The organism is Lederbergia sp. NSJ-179 (assembly GCF_022867885.1).
Classification (GTDB): Bacteria; Bacillota; Bacilli; order Bacillales; family Bacillaceae_C; genus Lederbergia.
This window is the reverse complement of record NZ_JALIFP010000006.1, coordinates 147091-164402: the sequence shown is the minus strand read 5'-3', so window position 1 is coordinate 164402 and position 17312 is coordinate 147091. Positions and strand designations below refer to the sequence as shown.

The following is a 17312-nucleotide window of genomic DNA, read 5'->3' as shown; positions in this document are numbered from 1 at the left end:
TTTTAAGCCGTGTGATCGTTTAAAAAGGGATTTTTGCGATCACTGAACTAGAGCCTTGGGCAGGCTCTTTTTTAAACGATTCACTTTTCACTTTTTCCATTCAACAGACAAGTTTCAACGTTAACTGCCGAGGTCCTGTGTTTCGTATAGGAATCCAGTCTTTGATTCCCGTTCTGGCGTGGGACAGCGTTGCTGATATGCCTTCAGCTAACTGGTAGTAATAAAATCGGATATCTTTGCGAAGCGCACGAGAATTATGAATAAGCCGTTGGAAAAGCCCGCTATGTTCGGATTCATCTGCCAAGAGCCCAAGCATGCCCATGGCATAGGTCAGAAGTTGATTCAGGTTATTCATAGACGTTAAACTTCTCACTCTAAAGTCTTCGAATCCAAAGTGCTGTTTTTTGAATCGGAAATATTCCTCAATCCGCCATCTAGACATATAGGCCCGCACAATTTGAATGGCATCCTTTTTACCCCTGATGACCTTGTTGGTGGCCAACATCATAGGTTTTTCGCCTAACCCATATACAAGCACAAGACGAATGGAACGCTTCCCCGCTGTGATCTTCACATTGAGGTGGCTTACGTAAATGGTTTCCTTTTTGACTTTCCCGTTTTCCTTGAAGGTGAGCGTCGTTTTGATCTTTCCTTTCCGTGAATCGCGCAGCACTGTGGATTTAAACCATTTTCCTTTCCAAAAGATCTTGCGATTCTCGGTTAATCGGACGATATACTGCTGCTTTTTTTGATGCATAAAGTCAAATAGGGCATTCATGTCGTACCCTCGGTCAAAGACAAAGGTTGCGTTCCTTTTAAGGTGACTGATCACAAAGTTCAATCCCTGAAATAGAACTTCATTGGTGGACTTGTAGCTTTTCTCCCAAGAGGAATGGATGCGAGAAAACAGACTGATGGGCTGTTTTTGATTGGCACTCAACCCGACGATTTCTGTGACGTGGTATCCTTTTTCGATTTTGTGGTCTTTGCTGGAGCCATCCCTGACTTTCCCCAGTGCTTCGAATGCCCGCCCATGTGGTTTAATGACATCCGAATCATCCACCAAAATGAGCGGCTCTTTTCCTAACGCCTTCACCACTTTTTGTGTGTAACGAGAAAGGATAGACGGGGACAGGGAACGCCCTAAATTCCGGCTTAATCGTTCAATGGTATTTTTAACCTGGACGGGCTCATTTAAAGCGACGGCAATGTCTTTGAGGATGATACTACCGGATTTTAAAATGCCGTAGATGGACTGGATCACGAACTTGGATTCCACTTGACCCGCTTTTGATACGATACTTTTCGCGAATTGAACTGATTTACGTTTTACTCGGTATACATCTGTGGTAGATTGGAACATGGAAAGGCCTCCTTAAAATTGTTTAGTAGCGTTTTAGTTGGTGTTAAAATTATACCAAACAACTGAGGCCTTTTCGCTGTTTTCACCCCGATTTTCGCCACCTTTCCGTGTTTTTATTGAAAAATCACCTCTTGAATTGGTCCTACTCAGTCACCTCTTGATTTTTTGCGGAAACTCAAATATCATTCACCACCGTTAGAATCCTAATTTGAATTTATAACACCTACAATTCAACTGTAGCTCTTAATCAAACAAATCACTTGTATCGCCCTATCCTATCCTTCATGCAGATTTTCGGATAAACAATTGGCGACTCCGACATCAGATATTTTCTTTAATTTTAACAAAGTCACCATTTTAAGCTGGCCCATATACGAATTTCCTTTGATTAATGCGTGTTTATAAAGAATAAAAACACTCGCAATCAGAAATAGGCTAGAAACAAACATATGACTTAAAATCTGTTCATCTAAAAACTAGACCTTTAATGTCATGAGTTATTTGGTAATTTTTATCAACATGCAGTATAACTTGTTCTTCATATATAATACCAATTACACTTTTATATTTGATTTTAATAATATTTTCTTTGGAATGTGATCTATTGTCTTTTTTAAAATCTATCTTTAAAAAGTTCAATCCACCATTAAGCACTGTAAGTTGTTTTTCAAAGTCTAAATTTTTATTCACTGTTTGGTTTTTTACGCTTACTACCTCATATGATTGATAATTTGGGTTTAGATTTGCGATATTTAACTCATTATTCTCTAATTCATCGGTAATGATTTCAAATTGAGGTTTATATTGTAGTTCTCTGTCTTTTTTACTTTGATGTATTGAAAATGCGGCACTAATTGCAGCCAAAGCTGTGAATACGGCTATTAATAATTGAATCCATTCACTTAAGTTCACAACCCTTTTCCTCCTTCACTGATTACATATCACTCTTATTATTATAGATTGAATATCCCAACTGATTATTGCTTTATCTTTAATGAAATTGATAAAAATAAAAATCCTACTGATGCCAAGGTTATTGCATTGTTAAAAACTCCAATTGATTCTTCAACAAACAAACCACCAATAATACATGCAATCAATATAGAAATTGGAGCAGCGGCAAGAAATAGCAAATCAGTCAAATTAATTTTTCTTTTTTTATTATCTTGTTCATCTTCTGTTGAAATTTCATATATAAATACTGCAATAGTTAAAATTAACGCAAAAGATCCTAAACCAGTATAAATTTCCGGTGGTAATTCACTTGTTGCACTAGTAAACATAGAAAAATTAAAGCGAGCCCCATCTCCATTATTATATAATGTATATTGAACTTCAAAAGCTCTTCTTCTTTCTGTATGTGCTTTCCGTGATAAAATTATGAATAAAGGGACCTTCTGGCCCCTTATACTTTTTACTCACATAAAAATTATCAATCCCGACTAAACAAATCCCGCGTATAGACCTTATCCTTAACCTCTTGCAAGTCTTCGGATAAGCGATTAGCGACAATCACATCGGAGATTTTCTTAAATTCCTCAAAATCGTTGACTACCTTAGAATTGTAGAAGTTATCCTCAGATAGGGCTGGTTCATATACGACCACTTCAATGCCTTTCGCTTTAATGCGTTTCATAACACCTTGGATAGCCGATTGGCGGAAATTATCGGAATCAGTTTTCATGGTCAATCGATAGATCCCAACAATTTTAGGATTCCGTTTAATAATCATGTCTGCAACATGGTCTTTTCGTGTTCGATTGGCGTCCACAATAGCGGTCATAATATTATTCGGCACATCGGCGTAATTGGCCAAAAGCTGTTTTGTATCTTTTGGTAAACAGTAGCCTCCATACCCAAAGGATGGGTTGTTATAATGGGTTCCGATTCGTGGATCAAGCCCAACTCCATCAATAATTTGTTTTGCATCCAATCCTCTTACCTCTGCATAAGAATCCAATTCATTAAAGAATGCCACCCTCATCGCAAGATAAGTATTGGCAAATAGTTTAATAGCTTCCGCTTCTGTTGAATTCGTAAACAAGACATCAATATTCTCTTTTTGAGCGCCTTCTACTAATAAACCGGCAAATATTCTTGCTCGTTCTGACTGCTCTCCAACAACAATCCTGGATGGGTTAAGATTATCATAAAGGGCCCTTCCCTCTCTTAAAAATTCAGGTGAGAATATAATATTATCAGTTTCGAATTTCTCTCTTATCATCTTCGTATAACCGACTGGGACAGTTGATTTAATCACCATAACAGCATCTCGATTAATCGATAGTACACTCTCGATCACGGCCTCAACTGTTTTAGTATTAAAATAGTTCAATTCCGGTTCATAATTAGTTGGCGTTGAGATGATAACATATTCCGCATCTTTAAATGCTGTATAATTATCCGTTGTAGCTATTAAATTCAAATCCCTTGTTGCCAAGAACTCCTCAATTTCATTATCCGCAATCGGGGATCTCTTATTATTAATCATATCCACTTTATCTTGGATAATATCAAGTGCGATAACTTCATTATGTTGGGCTAATAATACCGCATTTGATAAGCCAACATAGCCCGTTCCGGCTATTGTAATTTTCATAGCTTCACATCTCCTAGTTCACCAGATTTCATATTTTAAGGTCACTATCAGCTTTCCCTTTTGCTCTGCCTACCACTCCATGTAAAGCCGTGACCTCATTGCACGATTAGTGGTTACAATCTTCTAATTCTGGGGAGTCTTGTAACCTATGCTTCCATGGATTCTTTTGCGATTTTATCATCCTTCATGTATTTAAATAGTGCAAGCCTAGCATACTCATAGTCCAAATATTGTACTCGGCTGACTTCTTTTTTTAGAATGGCATGGAATAACTCGACACGGGCATTATCATAAGGACATTCATTGTGGCTAAAGGATTGTTGCATGTTAAGAGATTGGATGTAGTTTAGTCCCAACAATGGCACAAAAGTAGCCTCTTGCCTATAAATACTATCCCTAATACTTTTTTTTGAGTTTCGGAAACTCATCCTGTAATAATCTCGAAGATTTCCCTTTTAGATACTGCCATACTTGGGGGCATAATAATAAATGAATACGATCTTTTCCTGCTCTTTCTTGCAAGATTGTAACCCTTATTGCTATTGCCCCCCAGCATGTGATATCTTTATTTTGTGACCCATTATGATATTTTATATCATAAGCCGCATGACTGCTTTTTCTATATCAGTCCATACTATCACCTCATCCCTTAGTATGGACACGCTAGGATAAGGATAAAAGCTGATACCGTCTAAAGAACGGTGGAGTTAGACCGCGCATTTGTAAGTTAAAGTTATTACTTACCATGTACAAATTTCTTTAAAAAACTCATTTAGATGAAACCTTCTTTGCAACCAGATTTACTATTTTAGCTTTTACCAAAATTACTTCTTTCCCTAATATACGGTCAATATTTAGCCTAAATAAAATTAGGACTATTAATAAAAATATAATTCCCGAAAAAAGAATAATAAAAATAGCAGGTAAAAAAATGAAATTTGTTATTGTTTTAACTATAAAGACACTTAAATAGGCAAATATACCCAAAACAACACCGGGGAAATGTGATTTAATGATTTCAACAATTGTTAGATCTACGAACTGCATACTTAATTGTGTCATTGAACAATAATTAATAATTATCGCAAATAATACTCCTACTGATACACCTGCAATGCCCCAATGATGACCTACCCACGCTCCAGTAAATACAGCAATAGCATAAATAATTTGTCTTAAAGCTCTTTTATATACAGCTCCAGTTGCTCGCGCTAAAGAATCACTAATTTTATATCCAGTTCTAAACACAAGTCCTAAAGACAAAACTTGTAAAGCTGGCACTAAATTTATCCACGCTTCTCCAAATAATACTATAACAATCTCTTCAGATAATAAACAAATCATTATCCCTACTGGAATTGTAAAAAAAGCAACTGCTGTTATTCCTAATCTGAATGACTGAGTTAATTGATCACGCTTGTTTTGAATTTGTGACATTACTGGGAAAAGCACGTTATCCATTACTTGTCCAAATAAATTAGCAGGCATTAGTATTAATTGATATGCTCGGCTATATAGACCTAAAGCTGTTGGGCCAAGCCATTTCCCCACAACTAAGTTATCAGCCTGTAATGCAATTTGATTACTTAATTGAGCAATTGTATATCCACCACCAAAGAAAAGTAATTCTCTAGCCGATTTAAGATCAAATTTAGGGACCATATTATGACGTTGATATTTTATAAGTAAGAAGGTTTTTACTATATTTTGGATAATCTGTGCATAAACTAACGACCAATAGTCAAATCCAAGCAATGCACAAATAATTCCCGTAACTGCATAAATAAAATAAGAAATAACTTCTATTCCTGCAATTAATTTAAAACGGAGTTCTCGTTGCATTAGTGATTCAGAGATAATTGAAAATCCTTTTAATAGGAATATAACTGACATTACTTTTAATACATTAATTAATTCAACTATATTAAAAAAATTCGCAATTAGTCCTGAAAAAGTATACATTAGTAATGTGAAAATTACACTAAGCAAAATTGTTATTACATATCCTGTTCGAATATGTAATTCAGTTAAGTTTGGTCTTTGGACAATCGCAGGGCCCACTCCAACCATAGAAAACATAGTTGTAAAAGTAATTACAACTGTTGCGGCACTTACTACTCCAAAGTCATTAGGTGTAAGAAGTCTCGCTAAAACAATTGTAACTATAAATTGAAAAACTGCTTGAAATCCTTTACCAGAAAACATCCAAAAAAGACCATTGAATGTTTTCTCTGTTAAAGTTGAATTTTTAGTCAAGAAGCTATACACTCACTTTCCTTGTATCGGTGATTTCATCTTTTTAAACAATTTAAATTTTTGTATATACATTAAACTAATAAAAATTAGTAACCAAAAAGATTGATCTCTCCAAAAATACGATGAAATCATCAATCTAGGTATACATAAAATAAATAAAAATAAAATAAAATATCTCCAGTCACTTTTTTGCTCGTTATCATTCCATGGCTTTAATAAAAGGTATAGGATAATTATAAAAATAAAAGTGGAAGGTATTATAAATAATAATCCACCTTCCACAAATAATTGTAGAAATAAGTTATGGGGATAAGGGAATGAAACATAAGTATCATCACCATAACTTCCAATACCATTTCCAATTATCGGGGAATTTGAAATCATTGTAAATGCTCTTTCATAAACAACATCTCTTGCATTCAAAACACCAATAAACCCATTTTTTTCCAACATATTAACTGTTTTTATGATAGCGGCAACTTCTATTCCTTGTTCTTGTAAAAGCCCATATATTTTATATAAGATTTTCGCAGAATTTAGGATAAAAAACACAACAGTAGTTATTATTAATGAATATATTATCGGTAATAACAGCAATTTTTTTCCTTTTAACATTTTACTAATCTTAATATATATCACTAATAATAATAAAATAATTATTGTCAAAACTGCTCCTCTATTACCTTTAGTTAACACTAAATAAAACAAGTAGAAATTAGAAAGATAACTTATTAATTGTACTATTTTAAACCTCTTATTTTTAAGAAAGAAGAAATATATAATAGTTGCCGATATACTTGGTATTAAAGCATAGGTTGTTCCCATGGTTAAACGTTCATAATAATAACCTTCAACGGCAAAATCTAATAGTGCTGAGGGATTTATTATGATTAAATTTCCAATTATCATGACAAAGAATATTACTTTTTTCGGATTAAATGGTAACAAGATTAATAAATAACCAATAAGCCCAAACGCAAAAAAGTCGATTAAATACTTAAAAGAAAAAGAATCTAACCCTTTAACTGACACATTAATAAGCAATAATATAGTTAATAAATAAACAATAATAATATTGTTTTTATTTAAGTTGTAACTAGTATTCCTATGCAAAAAGTTTGCTATATAGGCAATTAATAAAACTATTATTAATATAACGGGAACCATTCCTTCTTCGATAATACCTAAAGAAGCAAAAATTTTGGCTGTGAAGCCTCCCGTTAGGAAAAAAGCTATCATTAAGCTAATAATAGTTTCAAGTTTGGATTTATTATTTTTTAATGATTTATCCACAATTTCACACCTCGAATAGCTAAGGCTATTGGCATCATTTCGTTTATTCATACTTTTTATTATTTAACTTTAAATAAAATTGATGTAAACTATAAATCACATAAAAGGTTAATATAAAATTATATTTAAATAACTTTGCAGCGGTACGTTCTTTTTTAGGCAGTAAATCCATATTTACATTTTTTATTGCTCTTTTATAAGGATTAGATTTAATTAGTCTTACTATTTGTCTTCTTTTTGTGAATATATTTTCCTTATTGTTTTCATGAAAATATTTATGATCTAAATGCCATAAAATAACTTGCACAGTTCTAGCATTTATTGCTTCCTGGAATTCTTTATTATCGTTAAATTTTCCTGAAAATCTCTCCATCTCATTTAATAAGGAACTAAAAGGTGTATCAGTATCCTCGATATATCTAGTCCCGGAACAAGTTGAAGAATTATTTATTCTATAATGATATAAGCTTTTATCATAATACTTAATTAGTTTGGCCTTACTAAACGCTTCTAAACAGAAGATAACATCTTGAGATCTAGTTAATTCCTTTTTAAAATTAAGACCATTAGCTTTTATCATTTCAGTTTTATATAATTTACACCAAGTAGTTCCTGCTGATACAGTATCACTTAATTTCTGTTGACCGTAAAATTGATAGATAGACTTTAAATATAAAATATCTTTTTCATTTGTAAATGTTTGGTTCCCGCCAGGAATTAATGATAATTCTTTTTCTTGGTTCACATAATTTTTAAAATAGGACCACACAATAACATCGGCATTACTTTCTAAAGCTTTATTGATAGTAAACTCAATCATATTTAATTCAATCCAATCATCGCTATCAACAAAAGTAATATAATCACCCGATGCATTTTGTATCCCCAAGTTCCTTGCAGTTGATACTCCAGAATTTTTTATAGAAAGAACTTTTATTCTGTCGTCCCTATCAGCAAAACTATTACATATTTTAAGAGATTCATCAGTTGAACCATCATTTATTAATATTACTTCAATATTTTTATAAGATTGATTTACTATGCTTTCAAGACAGTTAGGTAAATAAGTTTCTGCATTATATACAGGAACTATAATACTAACTTTTTTCATTAATATCTCCCTTTACATTAGATTTAGCTATAATAACAGCACTATTCCTCAATCAACCACTTCGTTTTACCTGCTATAGTATGTTTAAGTTGATCTGATTGCTTTATGGCTAGCTTACTCAGCCTCTCATCAATTTGTTTTAATCGATTTCTAATTTCATTAATATCACTTGTATTTAATTTATCATTACTTTTTATATAAATCGTATAAATATTATCTTCCGTATATCGAATTTGATAAGCAGTTATTTTTTCAGAAAATTTTATTGCATGTGTAATACCCTCAGAATGGATAGGTGTTTTATCGTCTAACATTAAAAAATCATTATTTCTTCCTTTAATTTCTTTAAACGAATACACACTATTTTTATCCTTTTTACACTCACTAATAATATCTCCTAGTTCATACCTCACTAAAGGGAATGCTTTTGAATAAAGTGATGTCAAAATAATTCTGCCAGTATCTGCAGTATTCCCATTATCATCTACACATTCAATTATATTGTTTTTCCATAATGCTTTATATTCACCATCTGGATGAGTCTGTGCTAAATAATTTGTTTCCATTGCGGCATATTGCAATCCAACAGGACAACCGAAAATTTCAGATACATAATCTCGATCTTCACTTCTTTCAAACCCTTCCGCTGCCCCTAATACTACTTTTAATTTCAACTTATGAAATTCATCTTTTTTATCTTTATTTGCTTTAGCAAGCATATAAAGAGCTTTACTATATCCAATAATATATCTTGGTTCAAATTTTAAAATTTCTTCCCCTGCTTCTTTTAGTTTTTCTTCTGATAAATCATATGCTGAAAAACGCTTATACCCAATTAATGGTAGTCCAATATCAAATTTCAACTTATTTTTTATTTTAGTTAACCCTTTACCTAACGTATGTGAATGGCCCCATAGCCTAAACATTTTATCTGATCGTTTAATATTATAAAAATCTCTTACATACCATACAGATGGCTCACAATGAATTGTTTCAGATTTCCACTTTGGAAACTGCAACGGATTTCCAGTAGATCCTCCTGTTGTGCCCCAAGACTCTATTTCCTGTTTATTATTAGTAAATAAATTGATATTTTCACTTACAAAATCCCTTGTAATAATTGGAAGTTCCTTAAATTGATCAAACGAATCAAACTTTTCAGGGACTTGTTTTTTGTAAACTAGTTGTTTATAAAATTCAACGTGTTCTTTAATCATTTTCCATTGTTTATTAAATTCTTTTAATTGATAGTCTTCTATCTGATCAAAGGATATACTATTATAGAATTCCTTCTCATGTTGTAATTGTGGTTTCATTTTTCGTTCACGTAATTGCTGCAAAAAAAACATAAATAAACTCTCCGATACTGTTTTTATTCTTTCGTTTCGTTTATTAATTTTAAATTATCGTATTTCATCATCACTATATTAGAATGATATTTATATGATTCATAAGATACATTTTTTTTATTTTGTAAATTAATTAAAATATACTCCATAAAATTACAGCCTAATTCATAAGCATGTGGATATCCCCCACCAAGTCTAGGATTAATTTCCGAAATATAAAACTGTCCATTAAACTCAAAACAGTCAATATCTATCGGGCCTTTGAAATTTGTTTTTTTAATCATTTGTTTTATTAAAGTCTCAACTTTTTCATTGTGAATCGACCTTGATTTATCTGTTTCACCAGCACGCATTTTTATTTTCTCTTTTATAAATAAATCAACCAATTCACCGCTGATCATATCAACGTATACATCTATACCGTATTCTTTGTCCTTATAATAAGGTTGAATGATTTGATCTTCATGTTTATGATATGCTTCATTTAATTCTTTTTCATTCGAGACGATATATAGTCCAATACTTGCACTACCTTTAGCTGGCTTTACAATGAGAGGAAACGATAGTGATTTATTTCCAATCAATTTCTTTACTTCAATTAAATTATTATATGTTGGTACGGCAGGCATCCCTTTATCATCTAAATATTTGTATGTTTCATATTTATCAAACGTTATTTCGACAGAGTCAAGCGGAGATAATATTAATGTGATATTCTCTTGTATAAATTTCTCTTTATTTCTCGCTAATAATTCCAATTCCGGATCGATTAAAGAAATAACTGCATTAATGTTATATTTTTTGCAAATATCGATTATTATATCAATATATTCTGGATGATCAATTCTTGGAACTATTTCATAACCATCTGAAAAGTGAATTGCTGGAGCGTTCATATCACAGTCAGAAGTAATGACTTTTCCATCAAAAGGTTCCAATGCACGTTTAAAATATTCCACAATTTTGACTCTTCTTCCAGCACTCGTTACTAATATATTCATTTTGCTACTCCTCTTTAAAATTACTTGCATAATTAAATAATAAAGGAATTCCTCCTGTATGAATAAATAATATATTTCTATTTTTAATTTCATTATTTTCCAAATGTTTTAACATACCATAAAAGGCTTTTCCTGTATACACTGGATCTAATAATAAACTAGAATTTCTAACGACATATTTTATAGTTGAAATTATTTCGGGATATATATCAGCATATCCTTTGCCGACATAATCATCTATGAATATAATCTCATTTTTAAAGATTTGAATTTCTTTAGAGTACTCTTCAAAATAACCTACTAAACTTTCTTCAATAACCTCTTTACCACGTTCTTCATTTCTGGCAACACTTATCCCTACAATATTAATATTACTGTTATTTATTAACTTACCTGCTATTAACCCCGATTGCGTTGTACCTGTTCCTGATGCATGAAATATATAGTCAAATGATACATTCATTTGCTGCTCTTGTTCCTTAATTTCATCAAACGCTAATTTATATGCATGTGTACCTATGTTTCCATGCCCTCCGCCTTGAATAAAATATGGATTGAAACCTTTTCTTTTTAATTCTCCTAATGTATTTTCGATTGTTTTCGGAACTCTATCTGTGCCTGTCCAAACAATTTCCGTATCAAATAGATCAAAAATGAAAAAGTTGCCATTATAATTAACTACTTTACTTTCAGATAAGATTAAAAGTGTTTTAAAGCCCATCTTATGAGCCATGGCGACTGTTAATCTACAATGATTAGATTGGGGTGCCCCATAAGTAACAATATAATCAGCATTTTTATTTTTAGCGTCTGCAAGAAACAGCTCTAGCTTTCTTACCTTATTGCCACCTAAAGCAGGTTCTGTTAAATCATCTCTTTTAATATATATATTGTTGTTATTATATTCACCATAGAATTCAATTGGTGTTGGATAAGTATTAAACTTAATCCTGTTCATTATTACACCTGCTTTTAACTTTCATTTTTATTTAGATACTCTGATTTCAATATCCCCATAATATATCTATCTCTTTTTTCACCATGTGATTGAATATCTTCTCGTATTAGCCCCTCTTTTTGAAAACCTACTTTTTCGTTTAATTTAATCATAGGTGTATTCTCTTTCCACACATAAGCATAAACTTTATTCAAATTCAGCTCATAAAAAGCATAGTCTAATAAAATTTTTCTAATTTCAAAGCCGATACCTTGTCCTTGAAAAGATTTTTCTCCAATTCCCATATAAGACTCTGCTTTACTGTTTTTATAATCAATTCCTAATAAACCACAATAACCAATCGGTTCATCATTTTCTTTACTGCATACGACGAAATCCTTTCTGGCGGGATTAGTAGAAACACTATGTAACCATTTATGAGTTCCTATTTCTGAGATTGGATATTCAAAGTTTAACGTATGACGTATTTCCGGATCATTAATCCATTTTACTTTGTATACTACATCCTTTTCTTCCATTAAACGTATATATACTTTATTACCATGCAACATATTAAATTCCTTCCTTATTAAGGTTGTCGTATTTATTTTGATTCACATCACTTTTGTAAATCATTTATCTATATTATTAATTTATTTGTCTAATTAACATAAAACTCTCTACATTATTTATACAAACTGTAGATCCTCTTAGTTTGGATAAAGATTCTATAGCTTCTAATGATCGAGGATGTGGGAAAACGTAAAGTTGCGATTTATAGCATTTCATAGCCTCAATTTTCTTATCTATCGTATCTGTAATGTCATTATATACGTTTGGTACAAAAATATTATCAATTGATGGAATGTTCCATTCAGTTTCCGATAATGTTTCATATGCATAAATAGCCTTAAGATCTGGGCACTCAACAGGTCTTAAGGCAACCATCGCACTTTCAGCTACTATTTTATGATCAATATGCATATCCCCTTTATGAGGTATATAAGCAACTTCTGGCTTAATTTGTTGTACTATTATATGAATTGCTTTGTTCAACTCTACTTTTGGTAAATCAGCTAAACCAACCACTGGAAAATCCAAAAAAAGTGTTTTAGTAACACCTAATATTTTATGGGCTGCAAGTGCTTCTTGTTTTATCTTATTTGCTCTTTCTTTATTTTTGCCAACTGTAACTTCACAAACAAAAACCTCATCACCGTTTGCTACGTGTTTTGCTATTGTGCCCCCTACTCCAAGAACTTCATCATCATTATGCGGAGCAAATACTAATACTTTCATAATATCACACCTCTACTTTTGTAATGGTTTTGCAGGATTACCAACAACTGTCATTCCCGCCCCAACATCTTTTACTACAACTGATCCTAATCCTAATACTGCATTATCTCCAATTTCACATTGATTACGTATTGTGGTAGCAGCAACGTGGCAATTTTTACCAATTTTAACACTTCCACAAATTTGAGTTGGCATTGTAACTACAGTATTTTCCCCTATAATACAGTTATGTGCTACATGAACCATTGTGTTTAATTTTACTCCTTCTCTGATCACCGTATCGTCTATTGAGCCTTTATGAATACTGCAGTTAACTCCAATATGCACGTTATCTTCAATAGTCACTCCACCAAAATGTGAAAGCATTTTTCTACTTCCATCTCTAAGAGTTGAAGGATTAAAACCTCTTTCACCAATAACCGCACCAGAAAATACAGTACAATTTCTACCTATCTTTGTCCCACTTTTTATAACCACGTTATGGTGAATTTCAGTATTATCTCCAATAATAACACCTTCATCTATGACGCAACCTATTCCAATTTTTACATTTTTCCCTATCAATGCTTTTTTTGATATAAAGGATTGCCTAGGGTATAAACTTGAGTCGTTTGTTATAAGTTGTTCTGAATAATTAGATCTTTCACCGAAAAAATGCTCTAGAATTGAAAAAAAAGCATTTGTTGGCTTTTTAACGTGGATTATATTTTCAAAACAACCAAAAACTTTTTCAGAAGGATCCGTAAGTATTAAACGAATCTTTTTGGTTTTAAATAAATGTTTATAGTCTTTGAAACTATACAACGTTGAAATAAAGGTTATCGTTTCCACTTTATAATTAAACAGGGTGGAGAACCCATTAATGCTATCATTTTCATTGCCTTGAAAGGAAAAATCAAAGTTTTTACCCTTTAAGAAGTTTAAAATGTCTTTAATTTTAAATTCATTTATCACTTTGTCACCCCGTTTTGAAACTATTATGAACTTTTCTCTTTGTTTGCATCAGCCGTTCCTTGGAACTTTCCTCTGTCACTTGTCGTGTTTTCTCTTTTAATTACAGTAATAAATGTTTTTACTAAAATCTTAAAATCTAAAAGAAAACTAACATTTTCAACATACCAAACATCCATTTCAAAGCGTTGATCCCAAGATAACGTTGATCGGCCGTTTACAGCTGTATAACTTGTTAATCCCGGCCTTACTTTGTGTCGTTTCCTTTGATCTTTGTTATAAAGTTCTAAATATTCTGTGAGCAACGGTCTTGGCCCAATAAAACTCATTTCCCCTTTTAATATGTTGAATAACTCTGGTAATTCATCCAGGCTGGTAGAACGAAAAATTTTACTAAACCTCGTCATTCTTAATTCATTAGGCAATAATTCTCCATTTTCGTCTCTTTCATCGGTCATACTACGAAATTTGTTTAATGTAAATGTTTTTTCATTTAATCCTGTTCTTTCTTGTTTAAATATTATTGGACTCCCTAAATTTATTCTAACTACTAACCCTATTATTAGCATAAGTGGGAGCAATAATATTATTAATATTAGCGCAAAAATAAAATCCAATAATCTCTTAAAATACTTTTGATACAAAATTATTCCTCCTAAAAACAATCAGATTTTTACTATAATTCTCCATCTCTAGGTAATTGGATAACAATTCAGTTTAGACAGGATTTGCTCCTTCGAAATATATTAGCTTTCTTCACTTTGATTTTACCCTACGATAATTCTACTAACTCTTTTTTTGTTTTTTGTTTACTAATTCCTACTTCATCTTGTTCACATATTTTGCTCTTTTCATTCCATCTTTTATTAACATAATAACTAACTGTATGATATGATCTTTGCTTAAGGCCCAGTTTTGATCAATTCATGATGCTTTTAGCATTTTTCAATCATTTTCTTCAATTACACTTTTTATAACTTTTACAACCCTCTCTAAGTTCCCATCCGTCATCTTCGTATCAGATGGCAAACAAATGCCATTCCCAAACAATCTCTCCGAAACCCCTTTACCAACAAAATCATATTTCTTAAAAAATGGCTGCATATGCATCGGTTTCCAAACCGGTCTTGATTCGATATTTTCCCTTTCAAGCGCCTCCATCACATCAGCAGGTCTAACAATACTTGTCAATGTCATACTGCTTAACCAGTAGTTCGGTTCATTCCACTCATTACTAGGCATGAACTGAACACCTTCTAGTTCACTTAATTCTCTTTTGTAATACTCATAAATATACCTTTTCTTCTCTACTCTTTGATCTAATACTTTTAACTGCCCTCTACCAATTCCAGCTACTACATTACTCATTCGGTAGTTAAAGCCAAGTTCACTATGTTGATAGTGTCTTGCTTGATCCCGACTTTGTGTGGCCCAAAATCTTGCTTTTGCAATTTTTTCTTCATTATTAGAAACCAGCATCCCACCACCTGATGTGGTGATGATTTTATTCCCGTTGAAAGAGAAGATTCCGTAATCTCCAAAGGTCCCAGTATGTTGCCCTTTATAATATGTTCCTAAAGATTCTGCAGCATCCTCTATTAATGTCACATTATACTTTTTACAAAGCTCTAAAATCTTATCCATGTCAGCAGATAAACCATAAAGGTGAACAACAATTACAGCTTTTACATTAGGGTATTTTTCAAATGCCTCCTCCAATGCTTCAGGCGACATGTTCCAAGTTTTCTCATCACTATCAATAAATACTGGGATTGCATTCTGATAAATAATGGGGTTAGCTGTAGCAGAAAAGGTAAGAGATTGACAGAAGACAATATCCCCTTCTCCTACGCCAGCAGCTTTTAAAGCTAAATGAATAGCAGCAGTTCCTGAGGATAATGCTGCAGCTGCTTTAGAACCAACCTTGGTGGCAAATTCCTTTTCAAATTGATTTACATTTTCGCCAAGTGGAGCAATCCAATTTGTATCAAAAGCTTCCTTTATGTATTCCATTTCGTAACCCTCATCACTCATATGAGGTGAGGAGAGAAATATTCTTTCTTTTACTTCTGTTGCTTCCATCTTCAAGTCTTCCTTCCTAGAATTATTCATTCTATATCTTTAAACTTTTTTAGTTGTTTAATGCTTATCTAAAACCAGTTAGTTCCAACTAACCACTAAACAACCAAAAAGTATTTATACACACCAAGCTAAAGAAACCTCTATTCAACTTCACATTTGAAATATGAAACTGAACAGAGGTATCTGTTTTATCATACTACTTCTTTTTCTTTTACAATCCCTTGCAGATAAACAAGTAATTCATCCTTCAATTCCTTATCTTGCAGGGCGATTTCAATCGTCGTCTGAATAAAGCCCATTTTTTCTCCCACATCATATCGTTTACCTTCAAAATCATAGGCATAGACCTTTTGTAATTCATTTAAATGTTGAATCGCATCGGTTAGTTGAATTTCCCCACCAGCGCCGATTTCTTGGCGGTCTAGGAAAGTAAAGATTTCTGGAGTGAAAATATATCTACCCATAATCGCAAGATTGGATGGTGCTGTACCTTGTCTAGGTTTTTCTACAAAGTTTTTCACTTGGTAACGACGGCCTTCTTGTGCAGAAGGATCGACAATTCCATAGCGATGGGTTTCATTTTCTGGCACTTGTTGCACGCCAACAACAGAGCTTTGAGTCTCTTCAAATTGTTGAATCAACTGTTTTAGCCCAGGAGTTTCCGCTTGAACGATATCATCTCCAAGCAGAACCGCAAATGGTTCATTACCAATAAACTTACGGGCACACCAAACGGCGTGTCCTAATCCTTTTGGTTCTTTCTGGCGAATATAATGGAGATCAACATTAGCAGGTTGTTTTACTTTCTCAAGTAAATCATATTTCTCTTTCTGCACAAGATTGTCTTCAAGCTCAAAATTATGATCGAAGTGATCTTCAATCGCCCGTTTTCCTTTCCCTGTGACGATGATAATATCTTCAATACCGGAGGCTACTGCTTCTTCAATAATATATTGAATCGTCGGTTTATCGACGATCGGAAGCATTTCTTTCGGCATTGCTTTTGTCGCTGGTAAGAACCTTGTTCCCAGACCAGCGGCAGGGATAATGGCCTTTTTGACAGTTTTCAAT

The 17312-nt window shown here is 32.7% G+C and carries 17 protein-coding genes; all 17 read right to left on the bottom strand.

From position 1 onward, the window contains the following. Nucleotides 1-100: 100 nt before the first annotated feature. The 17 genes from MUB24_RS07110 to galU all read right to left on the bottom strand — a co-directional run bounded on the left by MUB24_RS07110 (nt 101) and on the right by galU (nt 17311). Entirely contained in the window at nt 101-1363 is a 1263-nt protein-coding gene (locus tag MUB24_RS07110; protein WP_212964998.1) for a transposase, read from the bottom strand. A 465-nt stretch (nt 1364-1828) separates the two neighbouring features. Then, entirely contained in the window at nt 1829-2275 is a 447-nt protein-coding gene (locus tag MUB24_RS07105) for a hypothetical protein (protein ID WP_244702665.1), read from the bottom strand. A 65-nt stretch (nt 2276-2340) separates the two neighbouring features. Then, the gene (locus MUB24_RS07100) at nt 2341-2646 is read right to left on the bottom strand and encodes a hypothetical protein (RefSeq protein WP_244702663.1); all 306 of its coding nucleotides are present in this window, start codon (nt 2644-2646) and stop codon (nt 2341-2343) included. Nucleotides 2647-2795: 149 nt separating this feature from the next. Next, entirely contained in the window at nt 2796-3962 is a 1167-nt protein-coding gene (locus tag MUB24_RS07095; protein ID WP_244702661.1) for a nucleotide sugar dehydrogenase, read from the bottom strand. 146 nt (nt 3963-4108) lie between these two features. Continuing rightward, entirely contained in the window at nt 4109-4327 is a 219-nt protein-coding gene (locus tag MUB24_RS07090) for a hypothetical protein (RefSeq protein WP_396426704.1), read from the bottom strand. A 403-nt stretch (nt 4328-4730) separates the two neighbouring features. Beyond that, nucleotides 4731-6218, bottom strand: coding sequence for a lipopolysaccharide biosynthesis protein (locus MUB24_RS07085; protein WP_244702659.1), 1488 nt, complete (start codon nt 6216-6218; stop codon nt 4731-4733). 12 nt (nt 6219-6230) lie between these two features. Then, a complete protein-coding gene (locus MUB24_RS23445) occupies nt 6231-7511 on the bottom strand; it encodes an O-antigen ligase family protein (protein ID WP_244702657.1) in 1281 nt (426 codons plus the stop codon). A gap of 43 nt (nt 7512-7554) precedes the next feature. Next, a complete protein-coding gene (locus MUB24_RS07075; RefSeq protein ID WP_244702655.1) occupies nt 7555-8622 on the bottom strand; it encodes a glycosyltransferase in 1068 nt (355 codons plus the stop codon). Nucleotides 8623-8663: 41 nt separating this feature from the next. Further along, complete coding sequence (locus MUB24_RS07070) at nt 8664-9971, bottom strand: phenylacetate--CoA ligase family protein (protein ID WP_244702653.1); 1308 nt, start codon at nt 9969-9971, stop codon at nt 8664-8666. Between the two features lie 23 nt (nt 9972-9994). Next, complete coding sequence (locus tag MUB24_RS07065) at nt 9995-10972, bottom strand: ATP-grasp domain-containing protein (protein WP_244702651.1); 978 nt, start codon at nt 10970-10972, stop codon at nt 9995-9997. A gap of 4 nt (nt 10973-10976) precedes the next feature. Further along, a complete protein-coding gene (locus tag MUB24_RS07060; protein ID WP_244702650.1) occupies nt 10977-11930 on the bottom strand; it encodes a 1-aminocyclopropane-1-carboxylate deaminase/D-cysteine desulfhydrase in 954 nt (317 codons plus the stop codon). 14 nt (nt 11931-11944) lie between these two features. Beyond that, the gene (locus MUB24_RS07055) at nt 11945-12481 is read right to left on the bottom strand and encodes a GNAT family N-acetyltransferase (protein WP_244702648.1); all 537 of its coding nucleotides are present in this window, start codon (nt 12479-12481) and stop codon (nt 11945-11947) included. Nucleotides 12482-12557: 76 nt separating this feature from the next. Continuing rightward, nucleotides 12558-13208 carry a PIG-L deacetylase family protein gene (locus MUB24_RS07050; protein WP_244702646.1) on the bottom strand — a complete coding sequence of 217 codons (651 nt, stop codon included), beginning with the start codon at nt 13206-13208 and terminating at the stop codon, nt 12558-12560. A gap of 12 nt (nt 13209-13220) precedes the next feature. Continuing rightward, nucleotides 13221-14162, bottom strand: coding sequence for a UDP-3-O-(3-hydroxymyristoyl)glucosamine N-acyltransferase (locus tag MUB24_RS23440; protein WP_244702644.1), 942 nt, complete (start codon nt 14160-14162; stop codon nt 13221-13223). A gap of 23 nt (nt 14163-14185) precedes the next feature. Further along, entirely contained in the window at nt 14186-14803 is a 618-nt protein-coding gene (locus MUB24_RS07040; RefSeq protein WP_244702641.1) for a sugar transferase, read from the bottom strand. A 301-nt stretch (nt 14804-15104) separates the two neighbouring features. Continuing rightward, nucleotides 15105-16241, bottom strand: a complete 1137-nt coding sequence (locus MUB24_RS07035; RefSeq protein ID WP_244702639.1) for a DegT/DnrJ/EryC1/StrS family aminotransferase — start codon at nt 16239-16241, stop codon at nt 15105-15107. A 191-nt stretch (nt 16242-16432) separates the two neighbouring features. Next, nucleotides 16433-17311, bottom strand: coding sequence for a UTP--glucose-1-phosphate uridylyltransferase GalU (gene galU / locus MUB24_RS07030; RefSeq protein ID WP_244702637.1), 879 nt, complete (start codon nt 17309-17311; stop codon nt 16433-16435). Between the last annotated feature and the right edge of the window lies 1 nt (nt 17312).